The organism is Ochrobactrum sp. SSR, from assembly GCF_030067775.1.
In the GTDB taxonomy this organism is placed as follows: Bacteria; Pseudomonadota; Alphaproteobacteria; order Rhizobiales; family Rhizobiaceae; genus Brucella; species Brucella teleogrylli.
On record NZ_CP125970.1, the window covers coordinates 296,241 to 320,100 of the forward strand.

The following is a 23,860-nucleotide window of genomic DNA, read 5'->3' on the forward strand; positions in this document are numbered from 1 at the left end:
GCTTCAACCTACGGTAATCAATTGTATTTCCGGGTTGCTTCTAGGTATGGTTGTTTATGTGCTGGCGTCCAGTCGAGCCTATTTCCGCAGACGTTCGGCAATACGGGCTCTGTTGATCGCCATTGCTTCGTCGGAAGGTTCCCAGTCGCAACACCATTCAGGCGGGATGCCGATCGGCAATTCATGGGTTGCGGTGAACTGGGGCGCGTAACCTCTGGCCTGCATTTCGGCCACAAGCGAGGCCTGACGTTTCGCCAGATAGCCGAGGCGCATATAGAAAAACCGGACATGGCCGGTTCCAAGCGTGTAGGCGGGCGGGTTTCTCCGATCCGTGGTGGTTTCGCCGCGCTGGATCGCTGCTTTCACAAGGGCGAAAACACGCGGCAATTCCCGGTATTCCGCAATAAGATGCGGCCCGGTCAGCTCCGCTGGGGGAATGCAGTTAATGCGTGTCAATTCTCAAAATCCCGCTCGCCCTGAGATTGAATTCGAGAACCGAATAGGCCAAGTCGCCCTGATGCTCAAGCTAATTTAGCTGGCTATTAAAAGATAAGGCCTTGAGATCAAATGGAAATGGCGGCAAATCTGCCGCCATCCAAGCCGTTTCGTTCGCTCTATCTGTGATCGCTCAATGCGCAATCATGACATGGCGCACGGCGGTATAGTCCTCAAGCGCATAGATCGACATGTCCTTGCCATAGCCGGATTGTTTCAACCCGCCATGCGGCATTTCATTGGTCAGCATGAAATGTGTATTGATCCAGGTGCAGCCATATTGCAGGCGGGCTGCGGTCTGCATGCCCTTGCTGACATCTTTGGTCCACACCGACGAGGCAAGACCGTAATCGCTGTCATTGGCCCATTGCACGGCTTCATCGACATCGCTGAAGCGCGTGACCGAAACAACCGGACCGAAGACTTCGCGGCGTACGATTTCATCATCCTGCGTTGCTCCGGCAATCACGGTCGGCTCGAAGAAGAAGCCGTTGGCGCCCGATGTCTTGCCGCCGGTCGTCACCTCGATATGCTTATGCTCGCGGGCGCGGGCGACAAAACTCTCGACACGATCCCGCTGACGGCGGGAAATGAGTGGTCCGATCTCGTTTTGGCTGTCGTCTTCCAGATTGTAGCGGATGCTGGAAACGGCGGATGACAAGTCAGCGACGAAACGATCATAGATGCGCGCATCGGCATAGATGCGGCAGGCGGCGGTGCAGTCCTGACCGGCATTGTAATAGCCGAAGGTGCGAATGCCGTTGACGACAGCTTCCACATCCGCATCGTCAAAGACGATGACCGGCGCATTGCCGCCAAGTTCCAGATGGGTGCGCTTCACGCTCTTGGCTGCCGCCTGCAAGACCTTCTTGCCGGTTGCGACGTCCCCAGTGATCGACACCATATCGACACGCGGATGATTGATCAGCGCGTTGCCGACCGTTTCACCACGTCCCAACACGATATTGACGACACCCTCCGGCAGAATATCCGCCAGCAGTCTGGCCATTTTCAGCGCGGTCAGCGGCGTCTGTTCGGATGGTTTGAAAACCACCGTATTACCGCCCGCAATGGCTGGCGCCAGTTTCCACGCCATCATCATCAGCGGATAGTTCCACGGGGCGATGGAGCCGATGATGCCGACCGGATCGCGGCGGATCATCGACGTGTGGTTCGGCAAATATTCGGCGGCAATCGGTCCGTGGAGATTGCGCACCGCGCCAGCAAAGAAGCGGTAACAATCGACAATGGCCGGAATCTCGTCATTGATGACGGCGTTGATCGGTTTGCCGCAATTAAGCGCTTCCAGTGTGGCAAAGGCCTCCGCATCGCGCTCAATCGCATCGGCGATCTTGAGAAGGTAGTTGGAACGTTCGCCGGGCGTGGTGCGCGACCAGCTTTTGAACGCCTTGTCGGCGGCGCTGACTGCGGCATCGACCTGCGCCAGCGAGGCTTCCGGCAGTTTGAGAACGGTCTCGCCGGTCTTGGGATTGAGGACGTTTTCCTCGGTTTCCGTGCCAGCTTCAAAGCGCGAGCCAATCAGCATTTCGGTGTTCATATCGTTCTCCCTTGTGTCATTTCCCGTGACCGGCGACCTGATCGCCATCGCGGGTGAGATAGTAGGCGGCGAGGATGGGCAGGAAGGTCACCAGAACCACTACCATGGCCACCACATTGGTGACGGGGCGCTGGCGTGGCCGGATCAGTTCCTGAAGCATCCAGATTGGCAGGGTCATCTGCTGGCCGCCGGTAAATGTGGTGACGATCACTTCGTCGAAAGACAGTGCAAAGGCGAGCATGCCGCCTGCGAGCAAGGCCGTTCCGATATTCGGCAGGATCACATAGCGGAAGGTCTGGAACCCGTTTGCGCCAAGATCCATCGAGGCTTCGATCAGCGAACCGGAAGTGCGTCGAAAGCGGGCCACGGCATTGTTGTAGACGACCACCACGCAGAAGGTGGCGTGACCAAGCACAATGGTCCACATCGAAAACGGAATGTCGAACAGCGAGAAGGCCGAGCGCAAGGCAATGCCGGTGACAACGCCGGGCAGTGCGATGGGCAGGATGACCAGCAGCGAAATGCTTTCACGTCCGAAAAAATGGGTTCGGCTAACAGCAGCGGCACAGAGCGTACCAAGCACGAGCGCAATCAGGGTCGCAATCGTGGCCACCTGCACGGAGAGCGCAAGCGACGACCACACATCGGCACGGTTCCATGTCACGGCGAACCATTGCAGTGTGAAGCCCGGCGGCGGCCATTGATAGCTTTTCTCTTCCGTCGTGAAGGCATAGACGAAGATCAGCAGGATGGGCAGATGCAGGAAGGCGAGGCCCAGTCCGGCAGCAAGCTTCAATCCGAAGGAAGCGCGGTTGTTGCGATCAGAGCGCATCGAAAGCCCCCTGTTTCTTGGCGATCCAAAGATAGATGGCCATGATGACGATCGGCACGACGGAGAAGGCAGCAGCGAGCGGCACATTGCCTGCCGTTCCCTGCTGGGTATAGACGGCTTGTCCGATGAACAGGCGCGACGAGCCGATGATCTGCGGAATGATGTAATCGCCGAGTGTCAGCGAAAAGGTGAAGATCGACCCCGCGATGATGCCGGGCATGGCGAGCGGCATCAGCACGGTTCGGAAGGTTTGCGCAGGCGTTGCTCCGAGGTCGGACGAGGCTTCCACCAGATTGCCCGGCACACGCTCCAGCGCCGCCTGTGTCGGCAGGATCATATAGGGCAGCCAGATATAGACAAAGACGATGAACGTGCCGAGATAACTGACCGACAGTGAATTGCCGCCGATAATTGGCACAGACAGGATGCCGTCGAGCAGCCAGGACAGGTGCAATTTTGCGAATATCCAGGTCAGAATGCCTTCCTTGGCAAGGATCAGCTTCCACGCATAGACCTTAACCAGATAGCTAGACCAAAGCGGCAGCATGATGCCGAGATAAAACAACGCCTTCCAGCGGCCGCGCGCATAGCGGGCGGCATAATAGGCGATTGGAAAGGCGACGAAGGCAGACGCAACCGTCACCAGTGCGGCCATTGATACGGTGCGGATGATGATGTCGAGATTGGCGGAGTTTAAAAGCTGCGCGTAGGTCGCGAGCGTGAAACTATAGTCGATGAGCCCGGAAAAATCGTCGACCGAGAAGAAGCTCTGTAACAGAAGCGCGATCAGCGAGCCGATATAGATAATGCCCAGCCACAAAAGCGGCGGCGTGAGCATGAGAAACAGCAGCATCCCCGGACGACGCCAGAAAAGGTCGGAGAGACGACCAAGTATCCCGCCGTGCTGCGGCAGGATGGAGGTCGGATTGGCCCCAGAATTTGCTCCGGAGTTTCCGAGTGTGGAAGCCTGCGCGCCGCTCATGCTGCCTGATCCATGTAATGAACGTCAACCGGATTCCAGACGATGCGGATATCCGATCCCGTCTCGGGAACACTTGCACCTGCGGGCAGCATGACATGCAATCTGGCACCTTCGGCTTCAACCCCGAGACGTGTGGCGGAGCCGAGAAAGCTGGCGGTTTCGATCCGCGCTGCAACGCCGACCTTGTCGCCTTTATCTGCAAGGCGAATGGATTCCGGCCGGAGGCTGGCCCAGCGGCGCTCGCCGCCAAATGCGGCCATGATTTCCGGTGCGACGACATTGGAAGAGCCGACAAAATCCGCAACGAAACGGGTCTGGGGACGATTATAGATTTCCTGCGGTGTTCCGGCCTGAACGATGCGGCCATTGTTGAAGACTGCGATGCGGTCCGCCATGGACAGTGCTTCGCCCTGATCGTGGGTCACGAAGACGAAGGTGATGCCGAGCGCCTTTTGCAGGCTCTTGAGCTCTTCCTGCATCTGTTCGCGCAGTTTGAGGTCAAGCGCGCCGAGCGGCTCATCGAGAAGTAGCACTTTCGGCTTGTTGACGAGGGCGCGCGCCAGCGCGACGCGCTGCCGCTGCCCGCCGGAAAGCTGGCTTGGCTTGCGGGCGCCATAGCCGGGCAGCTTGACCAGTTCGAGCATTTCCTCGGCGGCGCGGTGGCGTTCAGCCTTTCCGGCACCCCGCACCATCAGCCCATAGGCCACATTGTCCAGAATGCTAAGATGCGGAAACAGCGCATAATCCTGAAAAACCGTGTTGACGTTGCGCCGATAGGGCGGCACGCCACCGGCGCTTTCGCCAAAAATCTCTATTGTTCCGTCGGTCGGCTGTTCGAAGCCCGCGATCAACCGTAGGCAGGTCGTCTTGCCGGAACCGGAAGGGCCCAGCATGGCAAAGAACTCGCCGGGCGCGATGGTCAGGTTGACGTGATCGACGGCCCGGACTTCGCCGAAGTGCCGGCTCACATTTTCAAAACGAACTGCTGCTGTCATGGCTCTACCCATCATCGAGAACGCCAGCCTCCGTTGGCGGGCGCGTCTGTCCGTTCCCTTCCTTCAGCTGAAGGAAGGGCAATGTTTGTAATTGTGATGGTCGATGTCAGCGACCGCCAATGACGCCGATATAATCCGACACCCAGCGATGATAGGGTACGCATTCGCCCTGGCTTTCGCATTTGGCCGTCGGTGTGCGCCAGAAGCTGATCTTGGCAAAATTATCGAAGCCGTTGATCGCGCAGCCTTCGTCGGTCAGAAGCGCATTGCCCTTACAGGCTGCTGGAACGGACGGTACGGCACCGAACCATGCGGCGGCGTCGCCCTGAACCTTCGGTTTTAACGAGTGCTCGAACCACTTATAGGCGCAATTGGGGTGCTCGCTATCCACGTGGAGCATGGTGGTGTCAGCCCAGCCGGTTGCGCCTTCTTCTGGGAAAGTCGAGCCGACCTTGGCATTTTCCGACTTCAGGAGATTGACCTGGAACGGCCATGAACCGGAAGCCACGACGCCCTCATTCTTGAAGTCATCGATCTGGATCATGGCGTCGTGCCAATAACGGCTGACGAGCTTACGCTGCCCGCGCAGGAGATCGAGCGCTGCCTTATACTGGTCTTCGTTGAGTTCGTACGGGTTCTTGATGCCGAGTTCCGGCTTGTGCTTCATGAGATAAAGCGCGGCGTCGGCGATATAGATCGGCCCGTCATAGGCCTGTACGCGGCCCTTGTTGGACTTGCCGTCCGGCAGGGTCTGTTCTTCGAACACCACGTTCCAGCTCTTCGGCGCTTCGCCCTTGAAGACCTCGGTGTTGTACATCAGCACATTCGGACCCCAGAGATAGGGCACGCCGTAATGCACGCCTTTGACGGTGAACCACGGCGCATTTTGCAGCCGTTCGTCCACCGTTTTCCAGCTTGGGATGAGGTCCGTATTGATCGGCTGCACGCGCTTACCCGCCACGAGGCGCAATGAGGCGTCACCAGAGGCGGTGACGAGATCGAAGCCGCCTTCATTCATCAGCGCCACCATTTCGTCGGAGGTGGCGGCAGTCTTCACACTGACCTTGCAGCCGGTTTCCCCTTCGAAATCGGTGACCCAGTCGTAGTTCTTATCGGTTTCGCCGCGTTCGATATAGCCCGCCCAGGCCACGATGCTCAGCGCGCCTTCACCTTCGCCAATTGCTTTCAGCGGTTCGGCGGCAATGGCCTGCGTGGCAAAGCTCGCGACGGCCATTAAAGCGGTACAGGATTGCAGAAATTTTCTCATCGACCACTCCCGTTTTATTCACATTCAGTGATTTTGTTCCCGGAGCAGATGGTGTGCTTAAACCCTGCCTTTCGCAAATTCATTTATCGGAAAGCTGGTATCGATTTTTCCGATATCGGAGCTGGTGTGCTAACGCAGTCGGCCAGAACGCGCAGCCTCGGCAATGCCGATGAAGTCGCGTGCGGATTGCGGCAGGCTCGATCCTTTTCGCCATGCCATACCAATCTGCACGACGGGCAGCGATCCCGAAACATCGCGGCTTTCGATCCGGTCGCCTTCCAGCGACCAGGGGCGATAGACGAGATCGGGGAGGAGGGCTATGCCCGCGCCCGTGGCCACCAAACTGCGCACGGCTTCCACCGATCGCGTGCGGAAAGCCACATGCGGACGGGCACCGAGGGCGGCCAGAAGTTTGCCGGTATTTTCCTCGATTTCATCAACCGTCAGCATGATCAGCGGTTCCTTCGCGATATCACTGACTGAAATGCTGTCGATGGAGACGAGCTCGTGCCCGAGCGGCAGCCACAACCGATAGGGCGAGGTTTCGAGAATTTCCGCATGTAGCGCCATGCGGTCACGCAGGTTTGAAATCACCATCACCGCCACGTCCAGTTCACCGCCAACAAGCAGATGTTCCAGATAGGAACCATTGTCTTCGATGGCGCTGATTTCGACGCCCGGAAAGGCGCGGCGATAGCGGGCGAGCAGGTCGGACAACACGTAGCCAGCGACCAGCGATGTTACACCAAGATTGAGCTTGCCTTTTTCCTGAATGCGCTGGTCGACGAAAGAGCGGCGGGCATCCGAAACGCCGGTCAGAATCTTGGTGGCGTGGCGCAGAAACTGATGGCCGTTATGTGTCACCGTCAGGCCGCGGGGATGGCGCTCGAAAAGCTCGACATTCAGGTCGGTTTCCAGCTCCTTGATCGCCTCCGTGACAGAAGACTGCGAAATTGACAATTTTTGCGCCGCACGGGTGATCGACCCTTGCTCCGCAACTGCAACGAAATACTGTAACTGCCTTAATGTAAACGCCATTTCGGCAGTTAACCGTGACCGGTGAAAGATTGCAAGAGTGGTGGATAGGAACTAAAAGCGGATGATCTGAACGGCGTTGTATGCTAGTTTTGCAACACTGAGAGACGAACATCTAAGATAAAAATAAATTCACTTTCTTATTTCAACCAGTTTGAGTAGTGGCCTGCGCCAATAGCGGTCTTCTTCACCCGCAGTGAACGGTTCGACGACAGATAATGCCTCATTGCAGGCAAAGCGTGCCGCCTAACGCGTATAATTGCCCGTTGATGCTCGACCTTTGGTCAGTGAGTGTTGAAAAATGAATTATGAAAATCGTGGCGCTGGACACGGCGAAGCCGCAGCGACGACAGGCGTAAATGGTCTGCCCATCGACGATGCGCAGGGAAAAAAGGCGCTGGGCAAGGCGGGTCTTGGGGCTGCTCGCGAGCAGATCCTGACAGGTGCTGATTTCGCTGACCCCGGAAAACCGGGCGAACGGCTGGACCTCTTCTTCGAAGAACTGGCCGACAGATTTTCGGATCCGGTTGCCGTTGTTTCGGACGGGCGCAACTGGACCTATCGGGAACTCGACAACCGCGCCAACCAGTTTGCGCGTCTGCTGATCGAACGCGGTGTTCGTCCTGGTGACCGCATCGGCCTGCTGCTCGACCGTTCTGCCGACACGTATATCGCGCTGCTCGCCGTCATGAAGGCGGGCGCGGCCTATGTGCCACTGGCGACCGCATTTCCGGAAGATCGCATGGCCCTCATCATCGAGGATGCCAATGTAAAGCTCGTCATTTCGCTTGAGGCCTATACGGCCCGCGTCGAACAGATGCCCGTGCCGCATGTGCTGATCGACGGGGCGGGCGCTGAAATTTCAAAGCAGTCCGTCGCGCCACTGGACAAGGCTGCAAGGGCCGCAAATCCGGATCAGATTTGCTATATTCTCTATACGTCTGGCACGACCGGCAGGCCAAAAGGCGTCGCCATCCTGCATCAGAGCTTCTGCAACTTCCTGCGTGTCGCGGCGATGTCCTATGGCTACAGGCCGGGCGACCGTGTTTATCACGGCATGACCATCGCCTTCGATTTTTCGGCTGAAGAATATTGGGTGCCGTTTACGGCAGGCGCGACCGTAGTGCCCGCCCCGGGGCCGATGACGCTGGTGGGCGAAGAACTCGCGGATTTCCTGCGGAAGAATGACATCAACTGCATGGCGTGCAGCCCAACGCTTTTGTCTTCCATCGAAACCGATGTGCCGAAGCTGCGCCTGCTGATGGTGGGCGGCGAAGCCTGTCCGCTCAATTTGGTGGCGCGCTGGACAAAGCCGGGACGCCTGCTTCTCAATACTTACGGGCCCACGGAAGCGACCGTCACGGCAACCATGGGCGTTCTGACGCCCGACAAGCCAGTGACCATCGGTGCGCCGTTGCCGACCTATTCGATAGTCATCATCGAACCGACCGAGCCGAAGCTGACCGACCCGGATCAACTGGGCGAAATCGGCATCGCCGGTATCGGCCTCGCGGTCGGTTATCTCAACCGGCAGGATTTGACCGACCAGAAATTCATTCCTGATTTCATCGGTCTGCCTAACAATCCGTCAGCACGCATCTATCGCACCGGCGATCTGGGGCGCATTAATGCTGCGGGCGAGATCGAGTATCATGGGCGTATCGACACGCAGGTGAAGATCTGCGGCTACCGCATCGAGCTTGGCGAGATCGAAGCCGTTCTGCTCGATCAGCCCGGCGTTGCGCAAGCTGCCGTCACCACCTGGGAAATCGAGCCAGGTCGTGTGGAGCTGGTCGCCTATTACGCGCTGAAGTCGGGCGTGCCACCGCTGCAGCGTGCCGATATTGCGCGTGAGCTGAAGCGTCGTCTGCCGTCCTACATGGTTCCCGCCTATCTTGAAGAACTTGACGCCATTCCAATGACGGTCTCCAACAAGGCCGATCTGAAGCGCCTGCCAAAGCCGACCAATGTGCGCCTTTCGGCGGAGCGCGAAATCGTCCCGCCGAGCAATGACGATCAGCGCTTCATGGCGGACGCGCTGGCCGCAGTGCTTAATCTCGATGAAGTTTCGGTCGAGGATCATTTCTTCGACGATCTGGGCGCCAATTCGCTGCTGATGGCGCGGTTCTGCGCCCGCGTGCGTACAGCGCAGGGTTGGGAAACGGCGTCGATGCGGGATATCTACCTGCATCCAACCATCGCAAGTCTGGCGACGCATCTGCACGCGCCGCAGCAGAAGACCGCGGCCACGGTTGAGCGTCAACTCACTCACAAGGCATCGAATTTTGCTTACTGGACCTGCGGCGCTGCACAGCTCGCCTTCTATGCAGTCTATGCCTATATCGGGCTGGTTTTCTTCGATGGCGGTCTCGACTGGGTCTATGACGCGCTCGACAACCCGCTTCAGCTCTATTTCCGATGTGTCGTTCTCGCTGGGGCAAGCTTCTTCGCGATGACGGGCTTTGCCATCGCAGCAAAATGGCTGCTGATCGGACGCTGGAAGACAGAAAGCTTTCCAATCTGGGGGCTGCGCTATTACCGCTTCTGGGTGGTGAAGACCTTGATCCGCACCGCGCCGGTGGTGCTGTTCCGCGGCAATCCGCTCTATAGCCTCTATCTGCGGCTGCTCGGTGCAAAGCTTGGCCGCAACACGGCCATCGAATGCCGGGCAATTCCGGTTTGCACCGATCTGATTTCCATTGGCGAGAATTCCATTTTGCGCCGCGAATCCAACATTCTCGGCTTTACGGCTGAAAGCGGCTATATCCATACGGGCACGATCACCATTGGTGACGGCGCTTTTGTGGGCGTTGGTTCGACCATCGATATCGACACCAAAATCGGCAATGGCGCGCAGCTTGGCCATGCGTCGTCGTTGCAGCGTGGCCAGAGCATCCCCGATGGTGAACATTGGCATGGGTCGCCCGCAGCGCCCACTACTGCGGATTATTGCAAGGTGCGCAGCATTACGCTGTCGAAAACCCGCCGTATCATGTTCGAGATCGTGCAGCTTGTCGGGCTGTTCATGCTGGTCACGCCGTTCCCTTTACTGTTCCATAGCTACTGGCAAAATGTCAGCGACGATTATCAGGAAACCATCGGCATCGTGGCCATCGGCACGACCGTTACGCTATTCGGCGTGCTGGCAACCTCGTTTATTGCTGCGGTTGCCGTGCCGCGACTGGCCAGCCTGTTCCTGAAGCCAAACCGCACCTATACGCTTTACGGCTTCCATTACTGGCTGCAGTCGATGGTGGAACTGGCCAGCAATTCGCGTCTTCTCAATCTGCTGTTCGGCGATAGTTCTGCCGTCGTGCACTATATCCGGGCCATCGGCTGGAAGCTCAACAAGGTGGTCCAGACCGGGTCCAATTTCGGCACCAACCAGCAGCATGAAAACCCGCTTCTGTGCGAAATCGGCAGTCAGACAATGGTGTCGGATGGTCTGTTTATGATCAACACGCACAAGTCGGCGGCGACATTCCGGCTGGAGCATACCAAGGTCGGCGAGCGGAACTATTTCGGCAATAATATCTTCTATCCGTCCGACGGACGGACCGGGGATAACTGTCTGCTCGGCACCAAGGTTATGGTGCCGATCGAGGGGCCTATGCGCGAGAATGTCGGGCTTCTGGGTTCGCCCTGCTTTGAAATTCCGCGCATGGTCAATCGCGACAAGGAACTGATCGCCAATATTGAGGAAGAGGACCGCCTGCGCCGCTTGCGCCGCAAGAACTTCCACAATTTCCGCACCGGACTGATGTTCCTGGCGGAGCAATGGCTGATGCTGTTTGCAACGCTGGCGATCTGGGACCGTGCGCTGAACTATTATGACGACTGGAAGTACAACGCGCTGTTTGTGGCCGTGGTTCTGACGGCGGGCATTGCAATACCGTTCTATATCTTCATCGAAAGGCTCTCGCTCGGCTTCGGCAGACTGAAACCGCGTATGACGACGATCTATGATGAAGCTTTCTGGCGGCATGAGCGCCATTGGAAACTGTCGGATTCGCCGATTACGCAGCTTTTCGCCGGAACGCCGTTCCGTCCGATGATTCTGCGCTGCCTTGGCGTGAAGGTCGGTCGCCGCGTCTATGACGGCGGCGCCAATCTGACCGAACGTTCGCTGGTGGAAATCGGCGACGATGCAACCTTGAATGAAGGTTGTGTGATCCAGCCGCATTCGCTGGAGGAGGGTGCTTTCAAGTCCGACTTCATCCGCATCGGCAATGGCTGCACGCTCGGACCATCGGCATTCGTCCATTATGGCGTCGTCATGGGCGACGGCTCTATCGTTGATGTGGATTCCTTTGTCATGAAGGGTGAGGTGCTTGAGCCTTATTCCGTCTGGCGTGGTAATCCGGCCAAGCTCAACCGTTTCGTCGTCCCGGTGACGAAGGATGGGACGGTGCTGGCCAATGTCAAACAGGCGGGCGCTTCGATAGCGCATCGCCCGACGGAGGCTGCCGCTTGAGCAAAGCCGTCTCCGACACGAGCGAAATCCGGCTCGCAGCCGTGACGGCAGAATTGCGGTCACGGATCGCGGCGCTGGAGCTGGCACCGGGTCAGGAAGAGCTGGTCGCGGACAATGCCAGTTCACTGGAGGAAGCGGACGAGGACGAGGATGCGCGGCCACGCGCTGTGTTTGCAGGCGACGATCTGGTCGGCTTCCTCATGTATGATGCGACAAGCGACGGGGACAATGCGTTGATCTATCGCTTCATGATCGACCGCGCTTTTCAGGGGCGGGGTTACGGAAAGGCCGCGTTGCAGCTGGTCCTGGCTGAGATCAGGGCGCTCGATCATATTCGTCGCATCTCGATCTGCTACGAACCCGAAAACGAAGGCGCGCGCCAACTTTATGCTAAAGCGGGCTTTGTCGAAGATGGTCTCGATGAAGATGGCGAGATGATCGCCCACCTCAATCTTCGGGACTGATGAAACGGATATGGCGCGCTTCGATCCATTGGAAATTGCGCTGAACCAAGCCATGCAGGCTGTCGCCACGGCGGGCATTTCAACCGCTTGCCGGGTCATTCGGGACGGGGATGAAACCCGATTGCTGGCCGACGAAAATGCTACGCTTCCGACGCGAAATCCGGTTCGCCGTCGCGCCAGCGGGGCCGCCCGCCTTGCGGCGCGGGAATTGCTCATAAAGCATGGCAGAGGCGGTTTTGCGATTTTGCGGGGTAGCTCGGGCGAACCAATCTGGCCATCGGGCATTGTCGGGTCGCTCGCCCATGATGACGATATGGCTGTTGCTGCTGTTGCAAGCAGCGCCGATTTTCTTTCGGTCGGGATCGATGTGGAGCCGGCTATTGCGCTGCCGGAGGACATTGCCGCGCTGGTGAAACAGCCGGGCGACCGTTTGCCTGAAGGCGCAGCCGATGCAGATCGTATTCTTTTTTGCGCCAAAGAGGCGGTTTATAAGGCCGTCTATCCGCTGGACCGCGTGGTGCTGAACTATGACGACATCATTGTCGATCTTCAGCAGGGATATGCGCATACGACGACAGGCAGAACGGTTCGGGTCGTCTTTTGCCGTGCGCCGAAAATTATAATGCTGGCCTATCTCTAAAACGCATCGAAGGCCGGAATCTGGCGGGTTCCCGGCCTTCGACATGTGTGGAGACGTATCAGGAATGAGCTGATACGAACTCCGACATTCTGACGATCAGGAAGGTGCCGACGGTCGCACCGGCATCCTGAAGACCGATGGTCTTTTCCTGGAAGGCTGCTGCCTTGCCATGCTGGGCCACCAGAGACTTGGTTGCTTCCAGCGCGTCTTCAGCGGCCTTGGCTGTCGCAGCCAGTGCGTCGGGCAGGGAAGCACCGACGGCAGCCTGTGCTTCAAGCGTAACGGCAATCGGATCGAGCACGTCGAGCAGGGTCTTGTCGCCGACCTTGGCCTTGCCACGTTCGGCAATACCGTCACGATAAGCGCGCCAGAAGGCGGCAACTTCCGCAGTGCCCAGTTCTTCGACGCCTTCGGTCGCCTTGCTTGCGCGCAGGAAACCGGTTGCCGTCAGCGTGCCCATGGTGGACGGGGCGACGCGGGCCATGGTGGCACCCGCCAGACGCAGCAGCTTGGAGATACCAGCCGCTTCGCCTTCTGCGGCGGTAGCTTCGGCAGCGGCTGCGAAAGCCTTGCTCATGGTGATGCCGAGATCGCTGTCGCCGACCTTGCCGTCAAGCGCGATCAGGAATTCGCGCTGTTCTGCGAAAAGCTGCTTCCAGCTGTCGAAGAGGTTGATGAGATCGGAAGCCTTGATGGAGTTCATGGCGTTACCTCAACCGGCAATGTGCTTGAAGAACGGCGTGTTCGCCGAAGCGGCGATAAGCGGCTCCAGTTCGTCGTCCAGATGCAGCACGGAGATCGAAGCGCCAGCCATTTCCATGGCGGTGGCGAATTCGCCGATCCAGATGTGCTTTACCTTGACGCCGCGCTCGTCGAAAAGCTGGGCTACGCGACGGAACATGATGTAAAGTTCTTCCAGCGGGGTGCCGCCGAGACCGTTCAGCAGAACGGCAACTTCATCGCCCTTGGCATAATCCTGTTCGGCAAAGATGCGGCCCAGAAGCTGGTCGACAACGGAGTCGGCCGGTGCAAGCTTGGTGCGGCTGATGCCCGGTTCGCCATGGATGCCCATGCCGATTTCCATTTCATCGTCGCCGATGGAGAAAGTGGCATGGCCGATTTCAGGCACAACGCAGCTCGATAGCGCAACACCCATCGTGCGGGTGCGCAGGCGCGCCTTGTCGGCGAGACGCGTCACTTCATCGAGCGACAGGCCGTTGGCGGCTGCCGCACCGGCTGCCTTGTAGATGAAGAAAATGCCTGCAACGCCACGGCGCTTGTGTTCTTCACCGACGACCGACGAAGCTACGTCATCGTTGCCGACAACCTGCTTGACGGTGATGCCGTCGAGGTCGGCCAATTCCGCAGCCATGTCGAAATTGATGATGTCGCCCGTGTAGTTGCCATAGATGTAGAGCACGCCCGCGCCCTGATCGATAGCCTTGGTGACCTGATACATCTGTTCAGCGCTTGGCGACTGGAACACGCCACCGACAGCTGCGCCGTCGATCATGTTTTCGCCGATATAGCCGAGGAAGGTCGGCAGATGGCCCGAGCCGCCGCCGGTTGCGATGCCAACCTTGCCAGCCTTCGGCGTGGCGGTGACCATGCAGCGCTTGTCGTCATTGACGAAGGTGAGTTCGGGATGCGCCCGATAGATGCCTTCCAGCATCTCATCAACGAAATTGACTGGATCGTTCAGGAATTTCTTCATGATTTCCTCTTGAGATTATCGGGTTATTTCTTGCGCTGCTGGGTGACGAAGAAGGCGGCGGCCAGAAGAATGAAGCAGCCGACGACGAGACGCTGCCATGTGCTGGGAATGCCGACGAGCACCAGAACGCTGTTGATGACGGTGATGAGCAAAACGCCCAGAATGGTGCCGAAAACGCTGCCCGTGCCGCCGGTAATCCGTGCGCCGCCCAGAACCACAGCGGCGATGACGCTGATTTCGGTTCCGACAAAGTCGAACGGGCTGGACTGACGGTTGGCGCAAACATGGATGATGCCTGCAAGACCCGCGAGACCACCGGCATATCCGAACAGGAATAGGTGGATGGTACGCAGATTATAGCCGAGGCGGCTGGCGATCTGGCTGTTGCCGCCCATGGCGAAAATGGCACGGCCCATCAAGGTGCGGTTTAAGATCCACCAGGTCAGGATCGCCGCGGCTGGCAGGATCAGGAAGTAGAACGGCATGGTGATGGTGGCGCCATTGGCGGATCTCGAACTGGAACAAAGGCAGGCGGCCAAACGCGCCCATCGTCGGCGGCAGCGACATGATCCAGACCGTGCCGACGAACGCGAGCAAAAAGCCACGGAACAGATATTGCGTGCCAATGGTGACGATCAGCGACGGAACTTTCAGACTGTGTACCAAAACGCCGTTGATAAGGCCGAGAATGACGCCACCCGCAATCGCCATCAGGATGACGAAGACGATGGGCAGCGTCGGCATATAGGCCTGCACCAGAAGCGTCAGTGAATAGACTGTACAGGCGGCAATGGCCGTAAACGAGACATCGATGCCGCCAGCGGCGAGAATGATGAAGACGCCAAGCGCGAACAGGCCCATCACGACACTGGCGCGACCAATATCGATCAGGGTCGAAGCCTGCAGGAATGCAGGATTGACGATCGACACGATCACGCAGATCGCGACCAGAAGGAAGAAGGTGATGGATTCAGGGCGCCTGCGAATGAAGTCACCCAGCTTGAAGGACCGGGTCTGGCCCAGTTCCTGCTGATATTGCGACGCGCTCATTGCGGTAGCTCCTTTTGCGACGACATCATGGCTTGGTAGAGCTGGTCTTCCGTCGCCTCGGCGGCGTCAAATTCCTTGACGATGCTTCCCGCGTTCATGACGAGAATGCGGTCGGCGTTTTGCAGCAGTTCGGGCAGGTCATCGCTGACGATGATGAGACCCATGCCTGCTTCGGCCAGTGTCTGGATTGCGCGGTAGATTGTATCCTTCGATCCGACATCGACGCCGACAGTCGGGCCGTGCAGCACAAGCAGCTTCGGACCGATGCTGAGCCAGCGACCGATGAGAACGCGCTGCTGATTGCCGCCCGAAAGAGCGCCGACCGGCAGGTCCATATTTTTGGTATTGAGGCGCATCTGCTCCATCAGCGAGGCTGCGATTTCGCGGCCTTTCTTCTGGTCCACGATGCCGATCTTGTTGCTGAGGCGGGTCAGGATCAGCGCGATTTCGTTTTCGAAAATCGACTTGTCGAGGAAAAGCCCCTCGGCCAGACGATCCTCCGGCACATAGCCGATACCGAGTTCTATGGCTTCGGCAGGGTTCTTGACGTTGATCTTGCGGCCTTCGAGCGTAATCGCGCCGTTGGATGCCGGATCAACGCCGGTGATTGCCATTGCCAGCTCGTTGCGGCCAGAATCGGCAAGACCCGTAATGCCGAGAACCTCGCCCTTTCGGAGCGCCAGGTTGACATTCTTGAAATCCGGCGACGATAGACCGTCCAGTTTCAGCAGTTCTGCCTCGCCCGGCGTGCCGGTGCGGTAACGTTCGGCGTCAATTTCACGGCCGATCATCAGTTCGGACAACTGCTTCTTGGTGTAATTTTCAATCGGGCCTTGCGCCACGCACTGGCCGTCGCGAAACACGACGGCGTTACCGCCAATGCGATAGCATTCGTCGAGCTTGTGGGTCACGAAGAGGACGGCGACATTGTCTGCGCGCAGGCGATTGACGACTTCGATGAGGTTGTCGACTTCGCGGCGCGTCAGCGACGTGGTCGGCTCGTCCATGATGACCAGCTTGGCGCTCGTGGCGATCGCACGGGAAATGGCGACCAGCTGGCGCATGGCAAGCGGCAGTTCGGAAACGATGGTGTTCAGGAAGGCGCGGTCCGTCGGCAGCCCGACAGTGGCGAGCGCACGTTCCGCCGTCTGGCGCAGCTTGGTGCGGTCGAAACGGCGCAACAACTTGCCATTGCCTTCAACGAGCTGCTGATTAAGCGCTACGTTTTCGGCAACCGTGAGGTTAGGGATCAGTGAAAGGTCCTGATAGACGGTCTCGATGCCTGCAGCCAGTGACTGAATCGGATCGAGTTCTTTATAGGTCTTGCCGTTGAGAACAATTTCACCCTCGCTCGGACCATGCGCGCCGGACATGATCTTGATAACGGTGCTCTTGCCGCATCCATTCTCGCCGAGAAGGTGATAAGCCTCTCCTAGATCGAGCGTGAGGTCGATGCCGCGCAATGCATGCACGCCGCCGAACCGCTTGTGGATGTTGCGCAATTCGAGAAAACGTTCCGGTGTCCGGCCATTTTCCGTCTCATTGTTCATCGTAGTTGACACGTTAATTCCTCTGCCACAGTGCATCATTGCGCTTGCGCGCAGCGGTTCCGCTGTCGGCTGGTTGGCGGCAAAATCAACCGGGGTTAGTTGCCCGGATGCTTTCCATTCGCGGAAAGCACCCGAGGCCTTGACGCTAAGTGGCGATGGTGAACGGAACGGTCGCCACCCGCAGTCGGATCTTCTGAGACTTCTTAGAACAGGTGTTCCTTGTAGGAATCCTTGTCGGCGATAACCATGCCGTTACCGATGACGAGGAGGCCTTCGCCTGCACCCTTCTTCACCGAAACCTTGTTGTAGCCTTCAACGCCGAGGTCGATGCCGTCCTTGACTTCCTTCTTTTCCAGCAGAAGCTTGGCGACAGCATTCATCGCCATGCCAGCCTTCTGCGGGTCCCAGAAGCCGATAGCCGTGATGGCGCCGGATTCCAGAAGGTCAGCCGAAGGGTTCGGAAGGCCGGTGCCGACGAGGCAGACCTTGCCGCTTAAGCCCGCTTCATCGATCGCGCGGCCAATGCCGAGAACGTCGTTGCCAGCCGAACTCTGGAAGCCTTTCAGGTCAGGATGCTTGCGCAGGATTTCCTTGGCCTTCTCGTAGGTGCCGTTGGCATCGTCGAAGGATTCATTGTTCGGATCGACCAGCTGCATATCCGGGTACTGCTTGGCGTTTTCTTCAGCCGAGCCAACCCACTGCATATGCGTGCGGCTGCCGAGCGAACCAACGAAGGTCGTCCACTTGCCGCTCTTGCCCATGCACTGTGCAAGACGTTCGTTCAGGGCTTTGCCATAGTCGGCATTGTCGAATGCTTCGACGTCGGCCATGGTGTTGACCTGGTTGTCGGCTTCGTGGGTCACGACAACAATGCCGCGTTCGATGGCGCGCTTGAAGGTGCCTTCGAGAACAGCCGGATCCATCGGCACGACGGCCAGAGCGTTAACGCCCTTGGCAACCAGATCCTGAACGATCTGAAGCTGCTGTGCCGCGTCGGCAGTTGCCGGGCCGCTCTGGGTTGCAACCACATCCGGGTTGGCCTTCTGATAGGCTTCAACGCCGGTGTTCATGCGGTCGAACCACGGAATACCGCTGATCTTGACGACGGTTGCGATGACCGGCTTTTCCTGCGCGACCAGCGTGCCTGCGCCGCCTGCGAGTGCAGTGGCAGCAATGAGCGCACCAGTGAGCAGCTTCTTTGTCTTTGCTTTCATGACTTCCTCCTCGTTAAGAGTCCCTCAGTATTACGGTTTGGTGCTTGAGGGTTGAGCACCAATGGGTGCCTTGGAGCGATTGCCCAAGGTAAAGAAACTGGCGACGTCGTAGCGTCCGACAGCGAGGAATGCGAGCAGTAGCAGCCCCCAGGCAAAGTCGCGGACGAAGTTGGACAGTCCACCGAAGTTGAGCAGGCTCGACATGAGCTGCAAGGCGATGGCGCTCAGCACCACGCAGATGATACGACCGTAACCACCTTCTGGCTTCACGCCTGCCATCACGACGATGAGAATGGCGACCAGCAGATAAGAGCTGCCGTAATCATATTTCACATTGACGTTGCGTGCGGCGATGATGATGCCTGCAATGCCTGCCAGAAGGCCGCTTGTTGCATAGGTCGCAATCAGAACGCGGGCGCGGGGAAAACCGGCGAAGACGGCTGCCTTCGGGTTGGTGCCCATCAGCATCAGCCATGCGCCGAAAGGCGTGAAGCGAACCACGGCGCCGATCAGAATGGCGACCGCAAGGAAAATCAGAAAGCTGATCGGGACGGCGAGGAACATGTCATTGCCGATGCGCGACAACAGGTCAGGGCTGCCGACCATCACGGCGCGGCCTTCCGAGACCACGACGGCCAGACCCATGAAAGCCATCTGCGTGCCGAGCGTGCAGAGAATGGGCGTGATGTTGAAACGCGCAATCAGGATGCCATTGATAATGCCGCCTGCAAGGCCGACGATCAGCGCAAGCACGATGAATGCAATGCTGAAACCGAGCGGATTGACAGAGGCCGACACGAAAGACGATGCAATAACCGCTGCAACCACGCCTGCGAGATTGGCAAGCGCGATACCCGAAAGGTCGATGCCGCCATTGCCGGCGCACATGGCCAGCATCACGCCGATGGCGAGAAGGCCGATTTCAGGCACCTGACCAGCCATGGACTGCAAGTTGAACAGGGAGAGAAAAGACCCGCCGGAGATGTACGCGCCAAGCGCGAGCAATCCCACATTAATGACAACAAGCATGGCAAGCGGGTTGCTTGTCCTCTGCATGGTCTCCTCCTACAGCGTTTACTAAACAAAAACTTATTTCACTAAACCTATTGCCTAGCTGACGGCGATGTCAAGCGGATGCTGCTGAAAATTCCGTTGATTTGCGCAGGTTTTCAGCTTAATCGTTTTAAAAACACGGCTGTTGTGTTTACTAAACAAATTGTGTTTTATCGTGGTGCTTTCTCAGTAGCATGATGCGGATTTCCGAATAAGATGCGCATTGAAGAGGATTCCAGCCCATCCTTTCTGGCTTTGCCTGAGCGGGCGGTGGGGCCGAATGGGTCCAAGAGGGGAATGACGTGCTGATGACGGCAGCCGTGCGGAGCGTATGAAAAAGAAGAAATCTTTTACGATCAGAGATATTGCCGAGAATGCGGGTGTTTCCCCCGCCACGGTTTCGCTTGTGCTCAACGGCAAGGGAGAAATCTCTGGCGAGACCCGCACGCGTGTTCTTGAAGCCGTGTCGCGGCTGAATTACGTGCCGCGTGTGGCCAAGACCAGCAACGGCACCACAGGGCCGGGCGAGACGATTCGCTTCCTTAAAATTTCCAAGCACGGCGGCACGGTCAATCGCGATCACAGCGTATTCGTTTCGGACTATATCGACGGCATGTCGTCGGAAGCGTCCCGCCGCAATTACACGCTGGAGGTGGCGAGCTTCGAGGGGCAGCCGGTCAGCGCCGTGGCCGAGTCGCTGGCGGGTGCGCCGGTTCGCGGTGTCATCGCGCTCGGCACCGAATTGTCGGCGGTTGATATCCACATGATACAGGGCATGGGCCTGCCCACGGTCTTCATCGATACGTTTTACGATGTCGTTGAGGCCAATTTTGTCGACATGAACAATGAAGACGCCGTCTTCAAGGTGCTGTCGCATTTCAAGCAGTCCGGCTTCTCCCGCATAGGCTTTGTTGCGAGCCCCACCGAGACGATGAACTTCCGGTTGCGTCGTGAAGCCTATGTAAAGAACATGCAGCGGTTGAACCTCAAGGTTCAGCCCGAGGATATCCTGTCGGTCGAATCGACCTATGAAGGCGCTTATCGCGACACGCGCGAATTGCTGCAATCGGGGCATGAGCTTGCCGAATGCTATTTCTGCACCAATGACATTATTGCCTATGGCTTCATCCGGGCCCTGAAGGAAAGCGGCGTGCGCATACCGGAAGATGTTTCGGTGATCGGCTTCGACAATCTGCCGCAGAGCGCCACCATGGAGCCGATGCTGACGACGGTGGATGTCTCCAAGCGCAAGATCGGCAATCTGGCCGTGTCGATACTGGACGATCTGATCAATGCGGCTGACAAACAGCCTGCGGTCAAGGTGCTTGTGGGCGCTGACCTTGTGATCCGGCAGAGCGATTCGGTTCTGTCATCGCGGAAGAAGAAGCGTCCGCAGATGGAAGAAGCTGGCGAGTGACTGCATTATTCCTCGGCGGTCCAGATTTTCTCGAAAACGGTTTTCGTTCTCGTTGCGCCAAAGATTATTTGTTTATAGCTTCGATCCTAACGACAAGTGGTTTTCCGCATCTCGGGCGCTGGCAGGATAATATTGCCGTTGAAGCGGCTATAGATGAGTGACGTGAAAGCTGCTCTGATCGGATTTAAAAGGGGAATTCGAATGACCAGACAGCCCAATTCCGTTGAAGCTCGCGATATCGCTTATCATTTCCATTCAAACACCAATGCGCGCCGTCATGAAGAAATCGGCCCGGTGGTGATTGAAAAGGGCGATGGCATCTACGTCGAAGACAATAACGGCAAGCGCTACATTGAGGCGATGGCTGGGCTTTGGAGCGTCGGCGTCGGCTTTTCGGAAAAGCGTCTGGCCGATGCAGCGCATAAGCAGATGCTGAAGTTGCCTTATTCGCATACTTTCACGCATCGCTCGCATCCGCCGGTTATCGAACTGGCTGAAAAGCTGATCAGCATTGCGCCGGTGCCGATGAGCAAGGTTTATTTCACCAATTCCGGCTCCGAAGCCAACGACACGATTATCAAGATGTTGTGGTTCCGCGCTAATGCCATGGGCCAGCCGCAGCGCACCAAGATTATCGGTCGCAAGCGCGGTTATCATGGTGTGACGATTGCTTCGGCCAGCGCCACCGGCCTGCCGGTCAATCACAACTCGTTCAATCTGCCCCTGCCAGGCTTCCTGCACACGACGTGTCCGCATTATTACCGCGATGCGCTGCCGGGCGAGACGGTGGATGAATTCACCACGCGTCTTGCCAAGGAATTGGAGGACATGATCCTCGCGGAAGGACCGGAAACGGTTGCAGCTTTCATCGGCGAGCCGGTGATGGGCGCAGGGGGCGTTGTCGTGCCACCGGAAGGTTATTGGGAAAAGATTCAGGCCGTGCTGCAGAAATACGATATTCTGCTGATCGCCGACGAAGTGATCTGCGGTTTTGGTCGTACCGGCAACATGTTCGGTTCGCAGACCTTCAACATGAAGCCGGATATCATGACGCTGTCGAAGCAGATTTCGTCGTCTTATCTGCCGATCTCGGCTTTCATGTTCAACGACCGCGTCTATCAGCCGGTGGCCGATGAAAGCGCGCGTCTTGGCGTGTTCGGTCACGGCTATACGGGATCGGGCCATCCGGTCGCAGCCGCCGTTGCGGTTGAGAATCTCAAGATTATCGAAGAGCGTGATCTGGTGACCAATGCGCGTGAAACGGGTGCCTATATGCAAAAGCGCCTGCGCGAACTGGCCGATCATCCGCTGGTCGGCGAAGTGCGAGGCGTTGGTCTCATTGCGGCACTTGAGCTGGTTGGCGACAAGGCCACCAAGGCACCGCATGAGAAGGTTGGCGCGCTGGGCGGTCTTGCCAATGCTGCGATGTTCGGCAATGGGGTCATCACCCGCAATATGGGCGACGCAATTGCCTTCTGTCCGCCGATGATCATCACGCCTGCGCAGGTCGATGATGTTGTTGCGGCAACGAAGAAGTCGCTGGATGAGGTCGCGGCCTCGCTCGGTCGCAGTTGATCTGAAAACGCCTTCAAGGGACAAACAAAACCCGCATCAGCGATGATGCGGGTTTTCATTTTATGATGGAGAAAAACGCCTGTTCAATTGCCTGTTTGCAAGCGTTGAAAGATCAGATTTCCGATCGGTATGGCCGATGTTGCAGCTGGGGACGGTGCATTGCACACATGCAGCACACGTTTGGTCTGGTGGAATTTGAAGTCGTGAATGAGCTTGCCGTCTCGCGAAACGGCTTGCGCCCTTATCCCCGCACGATAAGGACGCAGGTCGCTTTCCTGCAGGGAAGGGCAATATTTCCGGCATTTTTCCAGATAGCTCGTCTTGAGGAGGCTATCCTTCATTTCTTCGAACCCGGACGAAAGATGGGCAGTAATCACCTTCCAGAAGCCCGGAAATGCGGCATAAGTCGCCATGTCACGCAGACTCGCCGAGAATTTGGGATAACCCTCGCGGGAAAGACCCAAAACGGCATTGGGACCGACGGTCAGGCTGCCATCGATCATTGGCGTCAGATGTATGCCGAGAAACGGCATTGAAGGATCGGGCACCGGATAGATCATTCGTTCAACGAGTTTGTTCAATTCGGGCCGTAAGGCATAGTATTCGCCGCGAAACGGCACGATCTGGAAATCGATATCGACGCCCGACCGGCGGGCAAGGCGGTCGGCCTGCAGACCGGCGCAGGCGATAACCTGCCTGCTTTCCCAAACCTTGTCGCCCGCATGAACGCGCGCGTTATCCGCCCGTTCTTCAATGCGATCGACACTGATATTGAATACGATATCGCCGCCCGCGGCGCGAATGAGATCGGCCATGGCGCGGCAGACCGCGCGATAATCAACAATACCGCTTTGCTCGACCAACAAAGCGGCAAGTCCGGTCACAGCGGGTTCGAATTCGCGTAATTCACCGCCATTGAGACGGCGGCAGGTGATGCCGTTTGCGGCGGCATTGGTTTCAAGGGCAGCAAGGCGCTGCACTTCCACATCGTTGGTCGCCACGACAAGCTTGCCCGGAACGCGATAGGCTATGTTGTTCTCGTCACAAAACTGCTTCGTCATGCGTTCGCCAGCGCGGCAAAGCTCTGCCTTGAAGCTGCCGGGCTGATAATAGATGCCCGCATGGATCACACCGCTATTATGGCCGGTCTGATGCATCGCAACGGCGTTTTCCTTTTCCAGCACCAGAATGCGGGCTGAAGGCTCTCTCCTGACAATGGTAAGCGCCGTGGCAAGGCCGACAATACCGCCACCAACGAGACAATAATCATACATGATGGCGCCCGATATTCGCTGCATGCTGCATCAAAATTACCTTCCACAAAGTAGCACAAGCGTCAATGTCCTATAACAGCAATGTAGCTTCTGCCGCGCGGACGGATAGTCCTCTTTTGGGTGCATATCCCGACGTTGCCGGTGGTGCGAATATTTTTCCTTTGCACGTAAAATTGGTATCCCGTTCCTCTACAACCGCCGCGCGTTGCTCGATCATTGTTGGTATTGGAAGCGCTTGAGGCCGGGGCACAGGCTGGCGCTTTCGGGGTAA

General features: G+C 57.7%; 19 protein-coding genes and 1 pseudogene. 6 read left to right on the plus strand and 14 right to left on the minus strand.

The features are described 5' to 3' along the window. Window positions 1-78 precede the first annotated feature (78 nt). The 7 genes from QLQ11_RS12900 to QLQ11_RS12930 all read right to left on the minus strand — a co-directional run bounded on the left by QLQ11_RS12900 (window position 79) and on the right by QLQ11_RS12930 (window position 7,167). Window positions 79-456 carry a pyrimidine dimer DNA glycosylase/endonuclease V gene (locus QLQ11_RS12900; protein WP_109367660.1) on the minus strand — a complete coding sequence of 126 codons (378 nt, stop codon included), beginning with the start codon at window positions 454-456 and terminating at the stop codon, window positions 79-81. A gap of 172 nt (window positions 457-628) precedes the next feature. Then, window positions 629-2,053 (minus strand): gamma-aminobutyraldehyde dehydrogenase, encoded by a 1,425-nt coding sequence (locus QLQ11_RS12905; RefSeq protein WP_283736280.1) that lies wholly within the window; start codon window positions 2,051-2,053, stop codon window positions 629-631. 16 nt (window positions 2,054-2,069) lie between these two features. Next, entirely contained in the window at window positions 2,070-2,885 is an 816-nt protein-coding gene (locus tag QLQ11_RS12910) for an ABC transporter permease (RefSeq protein WP_109367658.1), read from the minus strand. After that, entirely contained in the window at window positions 2,875-3,867 is a 993-nt protein-coding gene (locus tag QLQ11_RS12915; RefSeq protein WP_109367657.1) for an ABC transporter permease, read from the minus strand. Before QLQ11_RS12915 ends, QLQ11_RS12910 begins: the two co-directional genes overlap by 11 nt. Continuing rightward, the gene (locus QLQ11_RS12920) at window positions 3,864-4,862 is read right to left on the minus strand and encodes an ABC transporter ATP-binding protein (protein WP_109367656.1); all 999 of its coding nucleotides are present in this window, start codon (window positions 4,860-4,862) and stop codon (window positions 3,864-3,866) included. Before QLQ11_RS12920 ends, QLQ11_RS12915 begins: the two co-directional genes overlap by 4 nt. Window positions 4,863-4,968: 106 nt before the next feature. Then, on the minus strand, window positions 4,969-6,129 hold the full coding sequence (locus QLQ11_RS12925; protein ID WP_121538754.1) for an ABC transporter substrate-binding protein: 1,161 nt from the start codon (window positions 6,127-6,129) through the stop codon (window positions 4,969-4,971). A 129-nt stretch (window positions 6,130-6,258) separates the two neighbouring features. Then, window positions 6,259-7,167, minus strand: coding sequence for a LysR family transcriptional regulator (locus QLQ11_RS12930; protein WP_109367654.1), 909 nt, complete (start codon window positions 7,165-7,167; stop codon window positions 6,259-6,261). Between the two features lie 298 nt (window positions 7,168-7,465). Here QLQ11_RS12930 and QLQ11_RS12935 point away from each other — a divergent pair, with 298 nt between their 5' ends. Genes QLQ11_RS12935 through QLQ11_RS12945 form a run of 3 tightly spaced genes read left to right on the plus strand, consistent with a single transcriptional unit; the run spans window position 7,466 to window position 12,742 of the window. After that, window positions 7,466-11,638, plus strand: coding sequence for a Pls/PosA family non-ribosomal peptide synthetase (locus QLQ11_RS12935; RefSeq protein WP_371835987.1), 4,173 nt, complete (start codon window positions 7,466-7,468; stop codon window positions 11,636-11,638). Continuing rightward, entirely contained in the window at window positions 11,635-12,102 is a 468-nt protein-coding gene (locus tag QLQ11_RS12940; protein WP_235858979.1) for a GNAT family N-acetyltransferase, read from the plus strand. The genes QLQ11_RS12935 and QLQ11_RS12940 overlap by 4 nt, the downstream gene beginning before the upstream one ends. 10 nt (window positions 12,103-12,112) lie before the next feature. Next, window positions 12,113-12,742, plus strand: coding sequence for a 4'-phosphopantetheinyl transferase (locus tag QLQ11_RS12945; protein WP_109367652.1), 630 nt, complete (start codon window positions 12,113-12,115; stop codon window positions 12,740-12,742). A gap of 58 nt (window positions 12,743-12,800) precedes the next feature. Here QLQ11_RS12945 and QLQ11_RS12950 read toward each other — a convergent pair whose 3' ends face one another. The 6 genes and pseudogenes from QLQ11_RS12950 to QLQ11_RS12975 all read right to left on the minus strand — a co-directional run bounded on the left by QLQ11_RS12950 (window position 12,801) and on the right by QLQ11_RS12975 (window position 19,326). Further along, a complete protein-coding gene (locus QLQ11_RS12950) occupies window positions 12,801-13,445 on the minus strand; it encodes a dihydroxyacetone kinase family protein (RefSeq protein ID WP_109367651.1) in 645 nt (214 codons plus the stop codon). Window positions 13,446-13,454: 9 nt separating this feature from the next. Next, window positions 13,455-14,456 carry a dihydroxyacetone kinase subunit DhaK gene (locus QLQ11_RS12955; protein ID WP_109367650.1) on the minus strand — a complete coding sequence of 334 codons (1,002 nt, stop codon included), beginning with the start codon at window positions 14,454-14,456 and terminating at the stop codon, window positions 13,455-13,457. 23 nt (window positions 14,457-14,479) lie between these two features. After that, window positions 14,480-15,506 (minus strand): annotated as a pseudogene (locus tag QLQ11_RS12960) (ABC transporter permease). After that, window positions 15,503-17,056 (minus strand): sugar ABC transporter ATP-binding protein, encoded by a 1,554-nt coding sequence (locus tag QLQ11_RS12965; protein ID WP_109367648.1) that lies wholly within the window; start codon window positions 17,054-17,056, stop codon window positions 15,503-15,505. Before QLQ11_RS12965 ends, QLQ11_RS12960 begins: the two are co-directional and overlap by 4 nt. Before the next feature lie 203 nt (window positions 17,057-17,259). Continuing rightward, the gene (locus QLQ11_RS12970) at window positions 17,260-18,270 is read right to left on the minus strand and encodes a substrate-binding domain-containing protein (RefSeq protein WP_109367647.1); all 1,011 of its coding nucleotides are present in this window, start codon (window positions 18,268-18,270) and stop codon (window positions 17,260-17,262) included. A 30-nt stretch (window positions 18,271-18,300) separates the two neighbouring features. After that, window positions 18,301-19,326, minus strand: a complete 1,026-nt coding sequence (locus QLQ11_RS12975; RefSeq protein WP_109367646.1) for an ABC transporter permease — start codon at window positions 19,324-19,326, stop codon at window positions 18,301-18,303. Between the two features lie 328 nt (window positions 19,327-19,654). On the opposite strand from QLQ11_RS12975, the gene QLQ11_RS12980 reads away from it, so the two are divergent. Genes QLQ11_RS12980 through QLQ11_RS12990 form a run of 3 tightly spaced genes read left to right on the plus strand, consistent with a single transcriptional unit; the run spans window position 19,655 to window position 22,315 of the window. Then, a complete protein-coding gene (locus QLQ11_RS12980) occupies window positions 19,655-20,740 on the plus strand; it encodes a LacI family DNA-binding transcriptional regulator (RefSeq protein WP_109367645.1) in 1,086 nt (361 codons plus the stop codon). After that, window positions 20,737-20,901: a hypothetical protein gene (locus QLQ11_RS12985; protein ID WP_167836100.1), complete on the plus strand. Its 165-nt coding sequence runs from the start codon at window positions 20,737-20,739 to the stop codon at window positions 20,899-20,901. The genes QLQ11_RS12980 and QLQ11_RS12985 overlap by 4 nt, the downstream gene beginning before the upstream one ends. A gap of 40 nt (window positions 20,902-20,941) precedes the next feature. Next, entirely contained in the window at window positions 20,942-22,315 is a 1,374-nt protein-coding gene (locus QLQ11_RS12990) for an aspartate aminotransferase family protein (protein WP_109367644.1), read from the plus strand. A gap of 83 nt (window positions 22,316-22,398) precedes the next feature. On the opposite strand, the gene lhgO is transcribed toward QLQ11_RS12990, so the two are convergent. Then, on the minus strand, window positions 22,399-23,589 hold the full coding sequence (lhgO, locus tag QLQ11_RS12995; RefSeq protein WP_209445991.1) for an L-2-hydroxyglutarate oxidase: 1,191 nt from the start codon (window positions 23,587-23,589) through the stop codon (window positions 22,399-22,401). Window positions 23,590-23,860: the final 271 nt, after the last annotated feature.